Source organism: Mesorhizobium sp. M0030 (assembly GCF_040323695.1).
Lineage (GTDB): Bacteria > Pseudomonadota > Alphaproteobacteria > Rhizobiales > Rhizobiaceae > Mesorhizobium.
Genome location: NZ_JAMYVE010000001.1, coordinates 468,329 through 484,089 on the forward strand (window position 1 = coordinate 468,329; position 15,761 = coordinate 484,089).

At 63.2% G+C, this 15,761-nt stretch carries 16 protein-coding genes; 3 read left to right on the plus strand and 13 right to left on the minus strand.

Annotated elements, in window-relative coordinates; translation table 11 throughout:
- Positions 1-16 precede the first annotated feature (16 nt).
- The 9 genes from NKJ80_RS02165 to NKJ80_RS02205 all read right to left on the minus strand — a co-directional run bounded on the left by NKJ80_RS02165 (position 17) and on the right by NKJ80_RS02205 (position 11,051).
- Entirely contained in the window at positions 17-1,429 is a 1,413-nt protein-coding gene (locus NKJ80_RS02165) for a S8 family serine peptidase (RefSeq protein WP_352496968.1), read from the minus strand.
- Positions 1,419-2,087, minus strand: coding sequence for an anti-sigma factor (locus tag NKJ80_RS02170; RefSeq protein ID WP_352497097.1), 669 nt, complete (start codon positions 2,085-2,087; stop codon positions 1,419-1,421). Before NKJ80_RS02170 ends, NKJ80_RS02165 begins: the two co-directional genes overlap by 11 nt.
- 14 nt (positions 2,088-2,101) lie before the next feature.
- The gene (locus tag NKJ80_RS02175) at positions 2,102-2,668 is read right to left on the minus strand and encodes a sigma-70 family RNA polymerase sigma factor (RefSeq protein WP_023683483.1); all 567 of its coding nucleotides are present in this window, start codon (positions 2,666-2,668) and stop codon (positions 2,102-2,104) included.
- Between the two features lie 287 nt (positions 2,669-2,955).
- Complete coding sequence (locus NKJ80_RS02180; RefSeq protein ID WP_023683484.1) at positions 2,956-3,795, minus strand: alkaline phosphatase family protein; 840 nt, start codon at positions 3,793-3,795, stop codon at positions 2,956-2,958.
- Positions 3,796-3,859: 64 nt separating this feature from the next.
- Positions 3,860-5,515, minus strand: coding sequence for an ABC transporter ATP-binding protein (locus NKJ80_RS02185; protein WP_023683485.1), 1,656 nt, complete (start codon positions 5,513-5,515; stop codon positions 3,860-3,862).
- Entirely contained in the window at positions 5,515-6,339 is an 825-nt protein-coding gene (locus NKJ80_RS02190; protein WP_352496969.1) for an ABC transporter permease, read from the minus strand. Before NKJ80_RS02190 ends, NKJ80_RS02185 begins: the two co-directional genes overlap by 1 nt.
- Positions 6,340-6,348: 9 nt before the next feature.
- Complete coding sequence (locus NKJ80_RS02195; protein ID WP_023671388.1) at positions 6,349-7,308, minus strand: ABC transporter permease; 960 nt, start codon at positions 7,306-7,308, stop codon at positions 6,349-6,351.
- A 16-nt stretch (positions 7,309-7,324) separates the two neighbouring features.
- The gene (locus NKJ80_RS02200; protein WP_023671387.1) at positions 7,325-8,911 is read right to left on the minus strand and encodes an ABC transporter substrate-binding protein; all 1,587 of its coding nucleotides are present in this window, start codon (positions 8,909-8,911) and stop codon (positions 7,325-7,327) included.
- Between the two features lie 154 nt (positions 8,912-9,065).
- Positions 9,066-11,051: a CocE/NonD family hydrolase gene (locus tag NKJ80_RS02205; protein WP_352496970.1), complete on the minus strand. Its 1,986-nt coding sequence runs from the start codon at positions 11,049-11,051 to the stop codon at positions 9,066-9,068.
- Between the two features lie 182 nt (positions 11,052-11,233).
- Between NKJ80_RS02205 and NKJ80_RS02210 the strand changes: the two genes are divergently transcribed.
- Together NKJ80_RS02210 and NKJ80_RS02215 are read left to right on the plus strand one after the other, a co-directional pair.
- Positions 11,234-11,488, plus strand: a complete 255-nt coding sequence (locus tag NKJ80_RS02210; protein ID WP_023671385.1) for a BrnT family toxin — start codon at positions 11,234-11,236, stop codon at positions 11,486-11,488.
- On the plus strand, positions 11,475-11,786 hold the full coding sequence (locus tag NKJ80_RS02215; RefSeq protein WP_023671384.1) for a BrnA antitoxin family protein: 312 nt from the start codon (positions 11,475-11,477) through the stop codon (positions 11,784-11,786). The genes NKJ80_RS02210 and NKJ80_RS02215 overlap by 14 nt, the downstream gene beginning before the upstream one ends.
- Before the next feature lie 10 nt (positions 11,787-11,796).
- Here NKJ80_RS02215 and NKJ80_RS02220 read toward each other — a convergent pair whose 3' ends face one another.
- Genes NKJ80_RS02220 through puuE form a run of 4 tightly spaced genes read right to left on the minus strand, consistent with a single transcriptional unit; the run spans position 11,797 to position 15,199 of the window.
- The gene (locus tag NKJ80_RS02220; protein WP_023671383.1) at positions 11,797-12,390 is read right to left on the minus strand and encodes a nucleoside deaminase; all 594 of its coding nucleotides are present in this window, start codon (positions 12,388-12,390) and stop codon (positions 11,797-11,799) included.
- 3 nt (positions 12,391-12,393) lie between these two features.
- Entirely contained in the window at positions 12,394-12,894 is a 501-nt protein-coding gene (locus NKJ80_RS02225) for an ureidoglycolate lyase (RefSeq protein WP_352496971.1), read from the minus strand.
- Positions 12,891-13,748 carry a bifunctional allantoicase/(S)-ureidoglycine aminohydrolase gene (locus tag NKJ80_RS02230; protein WP_502902173.1) on the minus strand — a complete coding sequence of 286 codons (858 nt, stop codon included), beginning with the start codon at positions 13,746-13,748 and terminating at the stop codon, positions 12,891-12,893. Before NKJ80_RS02230 ends, NKJ80_RS02225 begins: the two co-directional genes overlap by 4 nt.
- A gap of 32 nt (positions 13,749-13,780) precedes the next feature.
- Positions 13,781-15,199, minus strand: coding sequence for an allantoinase PuuE (puuE, locus tag NKJ80_RS02235; protein WP_352496973.1), 1,419 nt, complete (start codon positions 15,197-15,199; stop codon positions 13,781-13,783).
- A 184-nt stretch (positions 15,200-15,383) separates the two neighbouring features.
- Here puuE and uraH point away from each other — a divergent pair, with 184 nt between their 5' ends.
- Complete coding sequence (uraH, locus tag NKJ80_RS02240; RefSeq protein WP_023694734.1) at positions 15,384-15,758, plus strand: hydroxyisourate hydrolase; 375 nt, start codon at positions 15,384-15,386, stop codon at positions 15,756-15,758.
- The last annotated feature ends 3 nt before the right edge of the window (positions 15,759-15,761 follow it).

Genomic DNA, 15,761 nt, shown 5'->3' on the forward strand with positions numbered 1-15,761 from the left:
GCGAATTTCGCCCGGTTTACTTGTTCGCCGCCGCCTTCGTATCCAGCAGCCCATAACCGAAATCATTGTCCCGTCCCTTCGGACCGAGATCCCTGGCGGTGGCGGCCAGCGCCTTTTCGATGTCGTCGGCGGAGCGCTCGGGTGAAGCGTGGATCAAATTGGCGATAGCGCCGGACACGATCGCGGCGGCAAACGAGGTGCCGGTGACGACGTCAGAGCCGGCGCCGCTCGGCGCCACCATCTCGACGCCGGGCGCCGAGATGAAGACATAAGCGCCGCGATTGGCCTGCTGCATCAGCCCGTCCTTGGCGTCGGTGGCGGTGACCGCGATCACGCCGTCATAGGCGGCGGGGTAGCCATAGGGCGCTTTCGGCCCGTTGTTGCCGGCAGCAGCGACCAGGATGATGCCTAGCCCGCGCGCATTGCGGCAGGCGGTGGCGAGCAGATCGTTCTTGGGGCCGACGAAACTCATATTGATGATGCTGACATTCTGGTCCGCCGCCCAGTCGAGCGCCGACAGGATGACATCCATGGTCGACCTGCCGTCCTCGAAGGCGCGGGCGTGATAGATCCTGGCGCCGGGCGCCATGCCTTCGAGCGCGCCGACGCCGGCGATCAGCCCGTCGACCGAGGTACCGTGGTCACGCTTTTCGACCGGCACGTTGGGCATGGCGTCGAACTGGTCGGCAATGACGCCGGACAGCGCCGGATTGGTGTCGTCTATGCCGGTGTCGATGACGGCGATGCGCACGTTTTCGCCACTGGCTTGCTTGTTGTCGAGCTGAATGCGCTCGAAGGCATAGTTGACGATGCCGGCCGCCTGCTGCAGCGAATAGATATGGTTTGGCTCGCGCCGCAGGGTGCGGCCATCGGCGGCCAGCTGCGCCAGCACGGCGCCGACCGGGCGGCCGTCGGGAATGCCGAAGCGCACCAGTGTGGTGCCGAGCAGCCGCGACTGGCGCTGCGAGCGCACTTCAAGGCCGAAGGAGGCGGCGATCTGCTGGACGGCGCCGGCATCGCCGTCGACGGTCACCAGCACCTCGTCGGGCACGAACTCGCCGGCGATGGCACGCCGCGGCGCGGTCGCGACAAGATCAGTCGGCGAAACGATCGCCCCACCGGCGGGTGGTCCAGCCTGCGTGTCGGCAGGCGGCGTTGACGGTCGTGGCGTCGGCACGGGCGCTGCGGGAGCCGGTGGGTTGGGAAACAAGTCGAAGATCAGGGCCGGAAGGGTAACAGCGCCTGGTTCGCCGCCGACCTTGGCCTCATTGCCGTCTTTCGGGCAGTCGGCAGCCGCCGCTCCGGCCGCGTCGGTGCAGTCGGCCCGGCCGGCATTGGGATCATTGGTCTGCGCCGACGCCGGCACGGCGACGATTGTCATCGCCGCCACCAGGATCGCCGCAAATCGAATGACCGCCCTAGCTGCCATCAACCGGTTTCCTTCCCTCGATCACAGTCTCCGCGAAAGGCTGGGCGGCAATAAGGCCGACGAGCCTGGTGTAGCCTGCTCCGGTCTTGACCGGGATAGCGATGCGGAAGACGCCCGAGGCGGTCGGCCCGCCGGCGATCTTCAGCGCGTTCTGGTCGAGGAAGACGGCGATGTCGGACATCTTCGCATCCGACTTGAACTTGACCAGCGCGAACGGCAGTTTCGCCAGATCATCCTCGGCGCCGGCAATCTCGAAATCATGGCTCTTGCCGCCGGTCTGCACGTAGGACTGCACCACGACCAACGCCAGCAGCACCGCCGCTGCCGCCCAGGCGATACCGACCGGCACCGCCATGAAACGGCCGAGTGCCTGCGCCAGCCAGGAACGGCCCGCGGGAGCGCGGACCGGTCCGGCTTCGGCGTCGAGCGCCCTGGCAAAGCGGCTGAGCGCATCGGCCGGCGGCCGGATCGCCTCGTTGGCGGCGGTGGCGCCGGAGAATTCCGCCTCAGCCTCGCCAAGCGCCGCCATCGCCGCCGGATCGCTCGCCAGCCATTCCTCGACGGCTTCGAGGTCCGAGCCTTCGAGCGAGCCGTTCAGGTAGAACGGCAGCAGCGTTTCCATTTCGTCGCGGCGCGACATATTTTCAGCGGCGCTCATATCTTCAGGATTGCTCATGGCCACCCCCTGTCGTAACCGGCGGCCTTGAGGGCTTCGCCGAGTTTCTTGCGGGCGTAGAACATTCGGGTCTTGACGGTGGCGACCGGGATGCCGAGCACCTCGCCAATCTCCGTCACCGACTGTCCATGGTAATAGGCAAGGTCGATCACCGAGCGGTGTTCCTCCGGCAAGGCATCGACGAAGCGCCGCAAAGCGGCGCCCTTGTCTTCCTTCATGGTGGCGACTTCCGGCGTGTCGGCGCCGTCGGGAACCTGCGCCGCATCGTCGTCATCGATCCAGTCTTCTTTTTTCTTGCGAAGCATCGACAGCGCCTTGAACCGGGCGATGCCGAGCAGCCATGTCGAGACTTCCGAGCGCCCTTCGAAACCGGGCGCCTGGCGCCACAGCTCGAGAAAGACCTCGTTTGCGATATCGTCGGCCATCATTTCCGATCCCGTCTGGCGCACCACGAAGCGGTAGACCCGCGCGTGGTGACGCATGAACAGCAGCCGAACAGCGGCACGGTCGCCCTTCGCGACCCGGTCGACAAGCGCGCGATCAGTCTCGGTCGCTGCCGTCATGGCCGGTCGAGCCGCCTGGCTCCTGTCTGCTCTGTCGCCGATAGGTTCAAAAAGGTTCATCCTTCCGCCAAGGAATTTTGGCGAAGCTAACCGAAGAAGGTGAGTGTTGCCAGAGTGTCTCCCTTCTCCCCGTCACTATACGGGGAGAAGGTGGCGGCAGCCGGATGAGGGGCGGCACCGGCGTTGGGGTATTTATGTTTGATGTTGCGCTGCCCCTCACCCTTACCCTCTCCCCGTATAGTGACGGGGAGAGGGGGTAGCGAACGGCGGCTCAGCGACGACCTCCGTCACCCCAAAAACGGCTTAGCCTTCATGGTCTCCGGCACCGGCACACCCAGCCGCTTCAGCACCGTCGGCGCCAGTTGCAGCTGATCAAGCAGCGTGTCCGGATCCGGCCCTTTGCCGGCTCCGAAATAATACAGCGCGAAATCCTGCATTTCATCGTCGCGGCCGCCATGATGGCCGCGGTCTGTCTGGCCGTGGTCGGCGGTTACGATCACCTCGTAACCGGCTTGCCGCCAGCCCGGCAGGAAGGCTGCCAGCATGCCGTCCATCGCATAGCAGGCATGGTCCATTTCGTGGCAGTCATGGCCGAAGCGATGGCCCATCGAATCGAGCGTGCAGGTGTGCAGGATCCCGTAGTCGATGGCATGGCGCCGGGTCAGCATGGTCAGCGTCGCAAACAGGTCGACATCGCTCGGCGTCATCTGGTTGCGGGCATTATAGCCGGTCATGGTGTGGAAGCGGCCATGCGCGATCGGTCCGTTGGGCTCGTCATACTCCATGTCCTCGACCAGATCGAACGGATAGGAACGGAAGAATTCGGACCAGTAGGAATGCGTCACTGCGCCGGTCTTGCCGCCGGCCTTGCTGACCTCGGAGAAAATATCCGGCTTGTTGACGAGAAAACGGTTCTCGTTGGATAGGATGCCGTGCTCCTGCGGCGAAACCCCGGTGTGGATCGAGGCATAGCAGCAGGCCGAGGTCGACGGCAGCACCGAGCGCATCTTCCACACCTGCGCCTCGCCCGACTGCACCCAGCCCTCGAGATTGCCCATCAGCCGGCGCCAGTTCCGGTAGGGCACGCCATCGAGAATGATGAGCAGCAGTTTGGTCTTGAGCGCCATGGGCGGCTCCGGAAAGCTTTTGCCGTTGAAGGAAGTTTTCGCGACAAAGGCCGCGAATTCCCTACTAATTCCCCGCGCTCGCCATGCGCCGTCCCTTGATCGCCTTTTCCAGCCAGCCGATCTCCATCTCGGGAACGGACGACAGCAGCAGGTCGGTATAGGCGTCGAAGGGCGGCGTCAGCACCTTGCTCTTGGCGCCGTAGCGCACCACCTCGCCGCGGTACATCACCGCGATCGAATCGGCGATCGACTTCACCGTCGCCAGATCGTGGGTGATGAAGAGGTAGGCGACCTTCTCGTGCTGCTGCAGGTTGAGCAGCAGCTTGAGAATGCCGTTGGCCACCAGCGGGTCGAGCGCCGATGTCACCTCGTCGCAGATGATCAGCTTGGGCTTGGCGGCGAGCGAGCGGGCGATACAGACGCGCTGTTTCTGGCCTCCGGAGAGTTCGGCCGGATAACGATCGAGAAAGCCCTTGCCCATCTCGATCTCGTCGAGCAGTTCGGCGACGCGCTTGTCGCGCTCGCGGCCGCGTATGCCGAAGTAGAATTCCAGCGGCCGGCCGATGATGGTGCCGACGGTCTGGCGCGGGTTCATCGCCACGTCGGCCATCTGATAGATCATCTGCAACTGGCGCAGATCCTCCTTCGGCCGGTCGGCAAGCCGGTTGGCGAGCGGCCTGCCATCGAAGGTGACGGTGCCTTCCCCGGGCGGCAACAGCCCGGTGATAGCGCGCGCCAGCGTCGACTTGCCAGAGCCGGATTCACCGACGACCGCCAGCGTCTGTCCCGGATAGATGTCGACAGAGACGTTCTTCAGCACCTTGACGTGGCTGCCGCCGTAAGCGGCGGTGACGTTCTTGACCGACAGGAACGGCGCGGCGCCGGGCTTCTGCTCGGCATGCTCGATCTCATGCACCGAGACCAGCGCATTGGTGTATTCCTGGCGCGGCTCCTTGATGATCTGGCGAGTGCCGCCCCATTCGACCAGCCTGCCATGGCGCAGCACCATGATCTCGTCCGAGACCTGGGCGACGACGGCAAGATCGTGGGTAATGTAGAGCGCAGCGACATGGGTGTCGCGGATGGCGTCCTTGATCGCCGCCAGCACGTCGATCTGCGTCGTCACGTCGAGTGCCGTGGTCGGCTCGTCGAAGACGATCAGGTCAGGTTCCGAACACAGCGCCATAGCCGTCATCACGCGCTGCAACTGGCCGCCTGAGACCTGGTGCGGGAAGCGTTCGCCGATGATTTCGGGGTTTGGCAGGCTGAGCTTCTTGAACAACGCCACGGCACGTTTCTCGGCCTCGGCGCGTGTCGCCGTGCCGTGCAGCAGCGTTGCTTCCACCACCTGGTCCATCAGCTTGTGCGCCGGGTTGAAGGCGGCGGCCGCCGACTGCGCGACATAGCAGACCTCGCGGCCGCGCAATTTGCGGAAACCTTCCTTGCCGCCCTTGAGAATATCGCGGCCGTTGAGCAGCACCTCTCCGCCGGTGATGCGCACGCCGCCACGGCCATAGCCCATCGACGACAGGCCGATGGTCGACTTGCCGGCGCCGGACTCGCCGATCAGGCCGAGCACCTTGCCCTTTTCCAGCGTCAGCGAGACATCGTGGACCAAAACGATGTTCTTCGGCGCCTCGCCGGGCGGAAACACTGTCGCTTCGATGCGCAGATTGCGGATATCGAGCAGCAGGCCGGGCTTTGCTTTTGTGTCAGCCATCACCCGCGTCCTCCCTTCAGGCTTGTCGTGCGGTTGAGTACCCAATCGGCGACCAGATTGACCGAAATCGCCAGTGCCGCGATCGCCGCGGCGGGGATGAGTGCCGCCCCGATACCGAAGACGATGCCGTCCTTGTTCTCCTTGACCATGCCGCCCCAGTCGGCATCCGGCGGTTGCACGCCAAGGCCGAGAAAGGACACCGTCGACAAGAACAGCACCGCGTAGATGAAGCGCAGGCCAAGTTCCGAGACCAGCGGCGACAGCGCGTTGGGCAGGATCTCGCGGAAGATGATCCAGCCGCTGCCTTCGCCCCGCAGCTTGGCGGCCTCGACATAATCCATGACGTTGATGTCGACGGCCACCGCGCGCGACAGCCGGTAGACGCGGGTCGAGTCGAGGACGCCCATCACCAGGATCAGCGTCACCAGGTTGGTCGGCAGCACCGAAAGCACGACGAGCGCCATGATCAAGGTCGGGATCGACATCAGCAGATCGACAAGGCGCGACAGCAGCGTGTCGAACCAGCCGCCGAACACCGCCGCCGAAAAGCCGAGGATGGCGCCGAGCGAGAATGACAGCGCGGTGGCCAGCACCGCAATGAACAGCGTGATGCGAGCGCCGTAGATCATGCGCGACAGAAGATCGCGACCGAGATTGTCGGTGCCCAGCAAATGTGCCGCCGTCATCGGTTCCCAGACATCGCCGACGATTTCGGCATTGCCGTACGGTGCGATCAACGGTGCGAAAACTGCCGCCAGCACGAACATAGCTGTCAGCACGATGCCGATCAGTGCGGGGATGGGGATGCGTTTGATGTCGAGCATGCCCGCCGCCTATTTCGGATGTCTGAGGCGCGGATTGGCGACAATCGCCCCGATGTCCGCAATGATGTTGAGGCTGATATAGACGGCGGCGAAGACCAGGCCGACCGCCTGCACCACCGGCACGTCGCGCTTGGTGACGTGGTCGACCAGATATTGTCCCATGCCGGGATAGACGAAGATCACCTCGACCACGACGACGCCGACGATGAGGTAGGCGAGGTTGAGCATGACCACGTTGATGATCGGCGCTATGGCATTGGGGAAAGCATGCTTGCGGATGACGTTGAAGGCCGACAGGCCTTTCAGTTCCGCCGTCTCGACATAGGCCGACTGCATGACGTTGAGGATGGCCGCGCGGGTCATGCGCATCATATGCGCCAGCACAACCAGCGTCAGCGCGGTGGCCGGCAGCGCGATCGCCTGCATGCGCTCACCGAACGGCATGCCGTCATAGACCGTGGAAATGGCCGGGAACCATTGATACTTCACGGCAAAGAAATAGACGAGCACATAGCCGATGAAGAATTCCGGGAAAGATGTCGAGGCGAGCGCCAGGCCGGAGATCAGCTTGTCGACCCAGCCATTGCGGTAACGCACGGCGATCAGGCCGAGGATGATGGCCAGCGGCACGGCCACGATCGCAGCCCAGAAGGCGAGGAACAGCGTGTTCCACAGCCGCCCCTTGATCGACGTGGCAATATCCTGGCCGCTCGACATCGCCGTGCCGAGATCGCCGGTGAGCACACCGCCTAGCCAATGGAAATACCTGATGTAAGCCGGCTGATTCAGGCCGAGCTGCTCGCGCAGATTGGCGAGCGATTCCGGCGTCGCCGACTGTCCGAGAATGGCTTGCGCGACGTCGCCGGGCAGGATCTGGGTGCCGGCGAAGATCAGGACCGAAACGGCCAGCAAGAGGACGATGCCCAGCGCAACGCGCTGGGCCACAAGTTTCACGACGGGTGAGGACATATCCGCAAAGCCGGGCTCAGGCTTCGAGCCAGCACTTCGCCAGCGCGTAGCCGTTCATCAGCTCCTGATGCGGATCGTCGACCCAGCCGCCGACCTTGGCGCCTGTCGCATCGATGAACTGATTGAACATCGGCAGGATCAGGCCGCCCTCGTCGCGCACCAGCACGGCCATGTCGTGGTACATCTGCTTGCGCTTGGTCTCGTCGAGTTCGGCGCGTGCAGCCAGCACCAGCTTGTCGAAGTCCGGACGCTTGAAACGGGTGTCGTTCCAGTCGGCGGTCGACAGATAGGCGGTCGAGTACATCTGGTCCTGGGTCGAGCGGCCGCCCCAATAGGAGGCGCAGAAGGGCTGCTTGTTCCAGACCTCGTTCCAGTAGCCGTCGCCGGGCTCGCGCTTGAGCTCGATCTTGATGCCGGCCTTGGCCGCGCTCTGCTGGAAGAGCTGCGAGGCGTCGACCGCGCCCGGGAAGGCGACGTCGGAGGTGCGCAGCAGCACGGTGCCGTCATGGCCCGACTTCTTGTAGTGGAACTTGGCCTTGTCGGGATCATATTTGCGCTGCTCGATCTCGGAAAACAGCGGATAGGACGAATTGATCGGGAAGTCGTTGCCGAGCGAGCCGTAGCCGCGCAGCACCTTGTTCAGCATCTCCTCACGGTCGATCGCGAGCTTCAGCGCCATGCGCAGGTCGCTGTTGTCGAAGGGCGCGGTGTTGCAATGCATGATGAAGACATAGTGGCCGGGGCCGGCATGGTTGCGGATGGTGACGCCCGGTACGCGCTTGATCAGGTCGACGATCTTCGGCTCGACGCGGTTGATCATGTTGACCTGGCCGCCCTGCAGGGCCGCCGTGCGCGCGGTCGCGTCGTTGATGACGATGATCTCGATCTGGTCGGCATGGCCCATCTTGTCGGCCTGCCAGTAATTGGCGAAGCGCTCGCCGCCATGGCGCACGCCGGGCTCGTTGGTGGTGACCTTGTAGGGTCCTGCCGAGATGCCGGCATCCGCCTTGTCCTTGCCGCCGTTGGGCTGGACGATGAGGTGGTAGTCGCTGAGGAGATACGGAAGGTCGGCGTTGGCCTCCTTCAGCGTCAGGACGACTTCCTTGCCACTGGCTTTGATGCTGTCGATGCCCTTCATGTAGCCCAGCGCGCCGGACTTCGACTTTTCATCGGAATGGCGCTCGAGCGTTGCCGCCACATCCTCAGCGGTCACCGTCTTGCCGTTGTGGAATTCGACGCCGTCGCGGATTTTCAGCGTCCACACCTTGGCGTCGTCCGACGAGCCGATCTCTTCGGCGATGCGGTTCTCGAGCTTGCCTTCCGGGGACAGCTCGACGATCAGTTCGCCCCACATCTTGCCAAAAGCGAACGGCACTTGCGTCATGAACAAAGCCGGGTCCAGGCTGTTCGTGGATTCGCCGCCGACGAGGCCGGCCTTCAGCGTGCCGCCCTTGACCGGGCCTTCCGCACGAGCCGCACTGGAAAGCAGCATATTGGCGAAGGGCGCTGTGACGCCGAGTGCGGCGGCGCGGCCGAGGAAATCACGACGGCTCAGCTTGCCGGACGCAACGCGCCGGCTCAGATATTCGAGTTCGTTGGACATTTGAGTTCCTCACTCTGTTGGTTCGACCTTATGGTCGTTTTTTGCTTGTTGTTACCAAAGGGATATTGACCGGAAGGCAAAGCCGTAAGCAAGACGGAATGCGACATGCCGTGGCGTAAATCGTGCGTCGCAACTGGACCAGTCGGGTGGACGCTCAGAGCAGGTCGCGCGGGATCGTCTCTTCGAAATCGCGTTCGAAAACCAGCGTTTCGCCCTCATAGGCTGCGATTCTGGCGCTGACGACGAAGTTTTGCGCATCGCAGCGGATTTCAGCCGACGTCTCGGTGCGCACCGACCATCCGTTTCGCGACAAGGTCTGCGTCCAGTGCGTGCGGCCCGAGGCAGACAGCGGGTCGTCGGGGTGGATCGTCCAGCTCTCGCGGGCAATGCTGCCATTGGCCAGTCCATGCGCGAGATCGCGCACTTCTCCGAAATCATCCGTGATCGACAGCGTGACGATGCCGGTCTTCTCATCGCGATCGACGTGACGCTCGGAATTCGCTGCACGAACTGTCGCGATTGCCCAGGGTGGTGCGCCTTCGGGAGACTGGAATGAGGTCTCGTCGCTTTTTGCGAGCGGGCGCAGCGGCAGCCTCAGCGTCGCCGCTGAAAGGTCGAGCCGCACCGGCTCCGGCGACGACCAGATCATCGGCCAGTAAGCATTGGAAACCGCGATGCGCAGGCGGTGTCCGGCCGGCACGCGGTAGGCGCACTGGTCGAGAATAACGCGCGCCGCAACCGTTTCGCCCGGCACCAGCGCTTGCGGCTGTTCGTGCGAAGCGCGATGCGTCAGGTTGAGCACGCCGTAGGAGATCAGTTCCGAGGCGCCGTCGGGGTGCACGTCGCACAGCCGCACCGCGATGTTCGCCTGCGGGCGATCGGACGACACCCGGATGAGAAGCTCCGGCGCGCCGACGATGTCGAGTGCCTCGGCAAGCACAGGCTGATCGAAGCAGACGGACAGCGCGTCGTCCGGGCGCTGGTCGCCCGGCAGTTCCGGGCCAAAGGTGAAGGGAAAATATTCGCCGCCGGCGAGCCCGCAGCTTTGCGGGGTCGCCACGATCGCCGGCCTGACGCCGTCAGCAATGAGTTCGATCGCCCCGACCTTGATGTTGGGAGACGGCCATTCCTGTTCGGCCACCCAACGGCCCAGCCGCTCCGGGTGCCAGCGCGCGGGGCGCACACTGTCCATGACATAGGCGCGATAGTCCGGGTCGGCCTCGACACCGGTGTCGACGCCTTTCAGCCAGCGGTCCCACCAGCGCAACGCCTCCTGCAGGAAGCCGATGGCGGGTGTTGGCCCGGCATAATGCGGGTATTTGTGGATCCACGGCCCGACAATGCCCTTCACCGGCGCCTGGATGTTGGCGACGAGGTGCGAGATCGTGTTGCGGTAGCCGTCATGCCAGCCGCCGATCGACAGCACGGCGGCTTTGACCGCGGAGAAATCCTCGCAGATCGAACCGCGTTTCCAATAGGCGTCGCGATGCTGATGGCTGAGCCAGAGCGGCAGAAGGAAAGACTGGTTCTCCAGCCGCGTCAGCCAGAGGTCGCGCCAGCGGTTGTCGCCCGCAATCAGCGGATCCGGCGGTCGCGACGAATAGGACAACATGGTCGAGGCCCAGCCGAAATTTTCCGTCAAAAGGCAGCCGCCCTTGTAGTGGATGTCGTCGGCGTAGCGGTCGACGGTCGAGCACAGGCTGATCACCGCCTTCAGCGCCGGCGGCTGCTTGGCCGCCACCTGCAGGCAGTTGAAGCCGCCCCAGGAAATGCCCATCATGCCGACACTGCCGTTGCACCAGGGCTGTGCTGCCGCCCAGGCAATCACATCGCAGGCGTCCTGCAATTCCTGTTCGGAATATTCGTCGTCCATCAGCCCTTCGGAATCGCCATTGCCGCGCATGTCGACGCGGATCGAGGCGTAGCCGTGGCCGGCGAAATAGGGATGCGTCAGCTGATCGCGAAAGATGGTGCCGTCGCGCTTGCGGTAGGGCAGGTGCTCGAGGATCGCCGGCACCGGATCGCTGCTGGCGTCCTCCGGCATCCAAACCCGCGCCGACAGCCGGCAACCATCCGGCATGACGATGCCCATATCGGGGAATTCGATGACCTTGCGGGGAAATTCGGTGATGGTTTTCATGCGATGCTCCAGGATGTCAGTGACGCATGAAGCGGGCATGTCATGAAGTCAAACGGGCGACGGCCGGTGTCGCCGCGACGACGCCACGATATGTAGCCCGATTGTTTTGCCCTGATGTTGCAGGATTATAATTAATGTATTACATTTATTAACTGAACCCAACGTGATGAGGATGGTTTCGCCTGAGAATCGTTTGGGATGAGCCAAAGCGCGTGACGAACCTGGACAGCCGGGGTCTCGATTTTGCCGAACTCGATATTGAGTTTTTTGCGACTTCAACCGTCCTTCCAGCCAAGGCCGACCGGTTCAAGGCGATTGGCGAATTCGGAGAGATCATCCTGGCCGTGATTTTCAAGCCGCTTGGTTCGGAGGCGATTTCGGTGATCTCGATGCGCCGTGCCAGCCGAAAGGAAAGGTCAGTATATGAACAATCCTAAATCGCGTGTTCGACCGCTTACCGATGCGGAGGAAGTGGAAATTCAAAGACAAATTGTTGATGATCCCGACGATGCGGAGACGACAGACGAACAGTTGGCGCAAGCCAGGCCTTTCGCGGAAGTGTTTCCAGAACTTTTCGAGAGCATAAGGCGTGCTCGTGGCCGGCCAGCCGTGGAGAAGCCTAAGCAAGTCGTGTCCATCCGTCTGGATCAGGATGTCATCAGTAAATTCAAGGCGACCGGCAAGGGCTGGCAGGCCAGGATCAACGAGGTGCTGAAAAACGCGAAGGTAGGCTAGGCAATCCGCGTCAGTTCAGCGGAATGTCGTTTTCGGACTTGCGCGCCTGATAAGCGCCGGACAGTTCGTCGTAGCGGGTGGAAATATTGCCGATCCTTGCCTCAAGCCGGCCGCGCTCGGCCTCGGGCAGCGCCCGCACCAGCCTGCGAATGGAAAAACTCTTCCAATAAGCGTTCTCGGCATTGTAACCGCCGGGATCAAGAGTGAAGACCTCTTTCAGGATTTTCAGATCGTGCGGGATCGCAAAGCTGTCGCGTGAATCCTCGTGGCTGAAGAGGTAGTAGAAATTGTCGAAGCCGGTCCAGGTGATCGCCGACAGGCAGAGCGAGCAGGGCTCATGCGTGGCGATGAAGATGGCGTCCTTGGTGTCGACGCGCTCGGCTTTCGGCATTTCATAGAAACGCTTCAGGCAGTGCACCTCGCCATGCCAGAGCGGATTTTCCATCTCGTTGTTGGTTTCGGCCAGCACCAGCGAGCGGTCGCCCTTCCGCAGGATGGCGGCGCCGAACAGCTTGTTCCCATGGGCCACGCCCTCTGCCGTTTTCGGCACGATGTCGTGCTCGATGACATCGAGCAGGCGGTCGATCAGCGATATGTCGGTCATTTCTCAGGTCTCGTTGGGGAGATGGATTTCGTAGGGGTGCGAGAAATGGAACTCTTCGAGGTTGGAGCCGTCACCGCCGCGGTCGACGATGACGAAATCCTGCGCTTCACCGAGTGGTGTCAGCACGCCGTGCCAGAGATTGCGCGGATAGTTGACGCCTTGCCCCGGTGCGGTGATGAAGGCATGCGGCTCGCGCGGACCGTCCTTGCCGTCATGGCAGACGATGACCAGGAAAGGTCGCGGTGACAGCGGGATGAACGCCTGGCTGCCTAAGGGATGGCGCTCGACCATGGTCAGCTTCAGCGGCAGGTCGTAAGGAGTGCCGCGCGCCATCGAGATCAGCACGCGGGCATTCGGTCCCGCGGCTTCAGCGGTGGCGAGATTCTGGTAGCGCTCGGTCTTGCCGCCATTGATCGGGTAGTGATTGCCGCCGCCCATGTCGATGACATCGCCGAAGCCGGCAAAGCTTTCGCGGGTCAGCGGCCGCGCTGTGATGCGGGTCACCGCGCGCGACCGCCAATGGCCGCGCCGCCAAGCTTGGCGTGCCGGTTGACGTCCTTGTAAAGGAGATAACGGAACTTGCCGGGGCCGCCTGCGTAGCAGGCCTGCGGGCAGAAGGCGCGCAGCCACATGAAGTCGCCGGCCTCGACCTCGACCCAGTCCTGGTTGAGGCGGTAGACCGCCTTGCCTTCCAAGACATAGAGCCCGTGCTCCATGACATGCGTCTCGGCAAACGGGATGACGGCGCCGGGCTCGAGTGTGACGATGGTGACATGCATGTCGTGGCGAATGTCGGCTGGATCGACGAAACGGGTCGTCGCCCAGCGACCCTCGGTGCCGGGCATCGGCGTCGGCGCCATTTGCTGGTCACTGCTGAACAAGACTTCCGGCGCGTCGATGCCGTCGACGGCCTCATAGGCCTTCCTGATCCAGTGGAAGCGTACGGCGTCGCGACCTTCGTTGCGCACCGTCCAGCCGCTGTCCGGCGGCAGGAAGGCAAAACCGCCGGCTTGCAGCACGTGCTTCTTGCCGGCCAGCGAAACGGTCAACTCGCCCTCAACCACGAACAGCACGCCCTCGGCGCCGGCGTCCGGCTCGGGCCGGTCGCTGCCGCCGCCGGGCAGGACCTCGACGATGTACTGCGAAAATGTCTCGGCGAAACCCGAAAGCGGCCTGGCGATGATCCAGGCCCTGGTCTCGTCCCAGAACGGCAGTGGGCTGGTGACGATGTCCTGCATCACTCCCTTCGGTATGACGGCATAGGCCTCGGTGAAGACGGCGCGGCCGGTCAAAAGCTCAGTTTGGCCGGAATGGCCGCCATGCGGTGCATAATAGGTTTTCTGGTCAGTCTTGATCATATCCATTGGGTCCTGACCCCTCAGTCATTTCATTAGAGCGGGAGCATGTCTTTCAGGCGGAGCAGCGCGATGCGCTCGACCTGTTTGCAGGCGGTATCGAGTTCTACGCCACGGCTGTTGCCGATGCGCGCCTCGAACTCGGCGAGGATCTCCTCCTTGGTCTTGCCCCGCACCGCGATGATGAAGGGAAAGCCGAAGGTGGTGACGTAAGCGGCGTTGAGCTTGGAAAACAGCTCGCGCTCCTTGTCGGTCAGCGCGTCGAGGCCGGCGGAGGCCTGCTCGCGTGTGGATTCCGCAGTGAGGCGTCTCGCTTCGGCCAGTTTGCCAGCGAGATCGGGATGGGCGTTGAGGACACCGATCCGCTCGGTTTCGCTGGCGGCGCGGAAGACGCGGCAGAGCGCATTGTGCAGGCCGCCGGCGCTGTCATGCGCCGGCCCAAGCTCCAGCTCATAGGCACGTTCGGCGATCCAGGGCGAATGTTCGAACACGCCGCCGAAAGTGTCGACGAAGGTCTCGAACGCCATCTTCGACGGCTTGAGCGCCGCCGGCTGGTAGGGGTGGTTCTCCTGCCAGTGCCTGGCGATATCGATGCGCCGTGCCAGCCAGACCTTGTCGTGCGATCTGACATAGTCGACGAAGCGCTTCAGCGCCGCCACCCGCCCGGGACGTCCGACGAGGCGGCAATGCAGGCCGATATTCATCATCCGCGGCCGGCCCGCTTTGCCCTCGGCATAGAGCGTGTCGAAACTGTCCTTCAAATAGGCGAAGAACTGGTCGCCGGAATTGAATCCCTGCGGCGTGGCGAAACGCATGTCGTTGGCATCGAGCGTGTAGGGGATGACGAGTTGCGCGCCGCCGCCGTGCTCGAACCAGTAGGGCAGTTCGTCGTCATAAGTGTCCGACACATAGTCGAAGCCGCCCTCTTCGGCCACCAACCGCACCGTATTGACCGAGGTGCGGCCGGTGTACCAGCCGGTCGGCCGTTGGCCTGTCACCTCGTAGTGCAGCTTGATCGTCGCTTCGAGGTCGCGGCGCTCGTCCTCGGCGCTGTGGTCGCGGTAGTCGATCCATTTCAGCCCGTGCGAGGCCATTTCCCAGCCGGCCTCCTGCATCGCCGCCACCTGGTCGGGCGACCGGGCTAATGCTGAGGCGACCCCGTAGCAGGTCACCGGCACTTGCGCCTCGCTGAACAGGCGCAGCAGCCGCCAGAAGCCTGCCCGCGCGCCATATTCGTAGATCGATTCCATGTTCCAGTGGCGCTGGCCGACCCAGGGCGCGGCGCCGACGATTTCCGACAGAAAGGCTTCCGAGGCCTTGTCGCCGTGCAGCACGCAGTTCTCGCCGCCTTCCTCGTAGTTGACGACGAATTGGACGGCCACATGCGCACCGCCCGGCCATTTCGGATCCGGCGGATTGGCTCCGTAGCCGCGCATGTCTCTAGAGTAACGCATTGCCCCTCCCCGCCGGACGCTGCCGGAAGTTATGATCAGGATAGTCGAAAGGGTTGCTCGCGCATTCCCCCGAAATTTTTGAAAGTGTTTTTGTGCCACTCCGCTCGACCGGGACTTATGCATCGCCTTTAATTGGCGCACAATTCACTGCTTTGTTCGGCTGTATCGGAAATGGGAGGCGCCAGTGGCAGAAACGTCGAAAGCCGATGGCGGACGTCTGACGACGCATGTGCTCGACACCGCGACCGGCAAGCCGGCGGCGGGCCTGTCGATCGCGCTTTATCATCTTGAGAGCGACGCGCGGATACATTTGAAGACCGTCGTCACAAATGCCGACGGCCGCTGCGATGCGCCGCTGCTGGCAGGAGCGGAATTCCGCCTTGGAGAATACGAACTGGTGTTCGCCGCCGGTGACTATCTACGCGGCCAGGGCACCAAACTGCCGGAACCGGCCTTCCTCGACAGTGTGCCGATCCGCTTCGGCATGGCGGAATCCGTGCATTATCACGTGCCGTTGCTTATCTCTCCTTATGGCTACTCGACCTACAGGGGGAGCTGACGC

Bases quoted from the DNA above. Each gene is read 5' to 3' on its own strand.
- NKJ80_RS02165 (WP_352496968.1), bottom strand. From the start codon at position 1,429: ATGGCAGCTAGGGCGGTCATTCGATTTGCGGCGATCCTGGTGGCGGCG.
- NKJ80_RS02170 (WP_352497097.1), bottom strand. From the start codon at position 2,087: ATGAGCGCCGCTGAAAATATGTCGCGCCGCGACGAAATGGAAACGCTG.
- NKJ80_RS02175 (WP_023683483.1), bottom strand. From the start codon at position 2,668: ATGACGGCAGCGACCGAGACTGATCGCGCGCTTGTCGACCGGGTCGCG.
- NKJ80_RS02180 (WP_023683484.1), bottom strand. From the start codon at position 3,795: ATGGCGCTCAAGACCAAACTGCTGCTCATCATTCTCGATGGCGTGCCC.
- NKJ80_RS02185 (WP_023683485.1), bottom strand. From the start codon at position 5,515: ATGGCTGACACAAAAGCAAAGCCCGGCCTGCTGCTCGATATCCGCAAT.
- NKJ80_RS02190 (WP_352496969.1), bottom strand. From the start codon at position 6,339: ATGCTCGACATCAAACGCATCCCCATCCCCGCACTGATCGGCATCGTG.
- NKJ80_RS02195 (WP_023671388.1), bottom strand. From the start codon at position 7,308: ATGTCCTCACCCGTCGTGAAACTTGTGGCCCAGCGCGTTGCGCTGGGC.
- NKJ80_RS02200 (WP_023671387.1), bottom strand. From the start codon at position 8,911: ATGTCCAACGAACTCGAATATCTGAGCCGGCGCGTTGCGTCCGGCAAG.
- NKJ80_RS02205 (WP_352496970.1), bottom strand. From the start codon at position 11,051: ATGAAAACCATCACCGAATTTCCCCGCAAGGTCATCGAATTCCCCGAT.
- NKJ80_RS02215 (WP_023671384.1), top strand. From the start codon at position 11,475: ATGAACAATCCTAAATCGCGTGTTCGACCGCTTACCGATGCGGAGGAA.
- NKJ80_RS02220 (WP_023671383.1), bottom strand. From the start codon at position 12,390: ATGACCGACATATCGCTGATCGACCGCCTGCTCGATGTCATCGAGCAC.
- NKJ80_RS02230 (WP_502902173.1), bottom strand. From the start codon at position 13,748: ATGATCAAGACTGACCAGAAAACCTATTATGCACCGCATGGCGGCCAT.
- puuE (WP_352496973.1), bottom strand. From the start codon at position 15,199: ATGCGTTACTCTAGAGACATGCGCGGCTACGGAGCCAATCCGCCGGAT.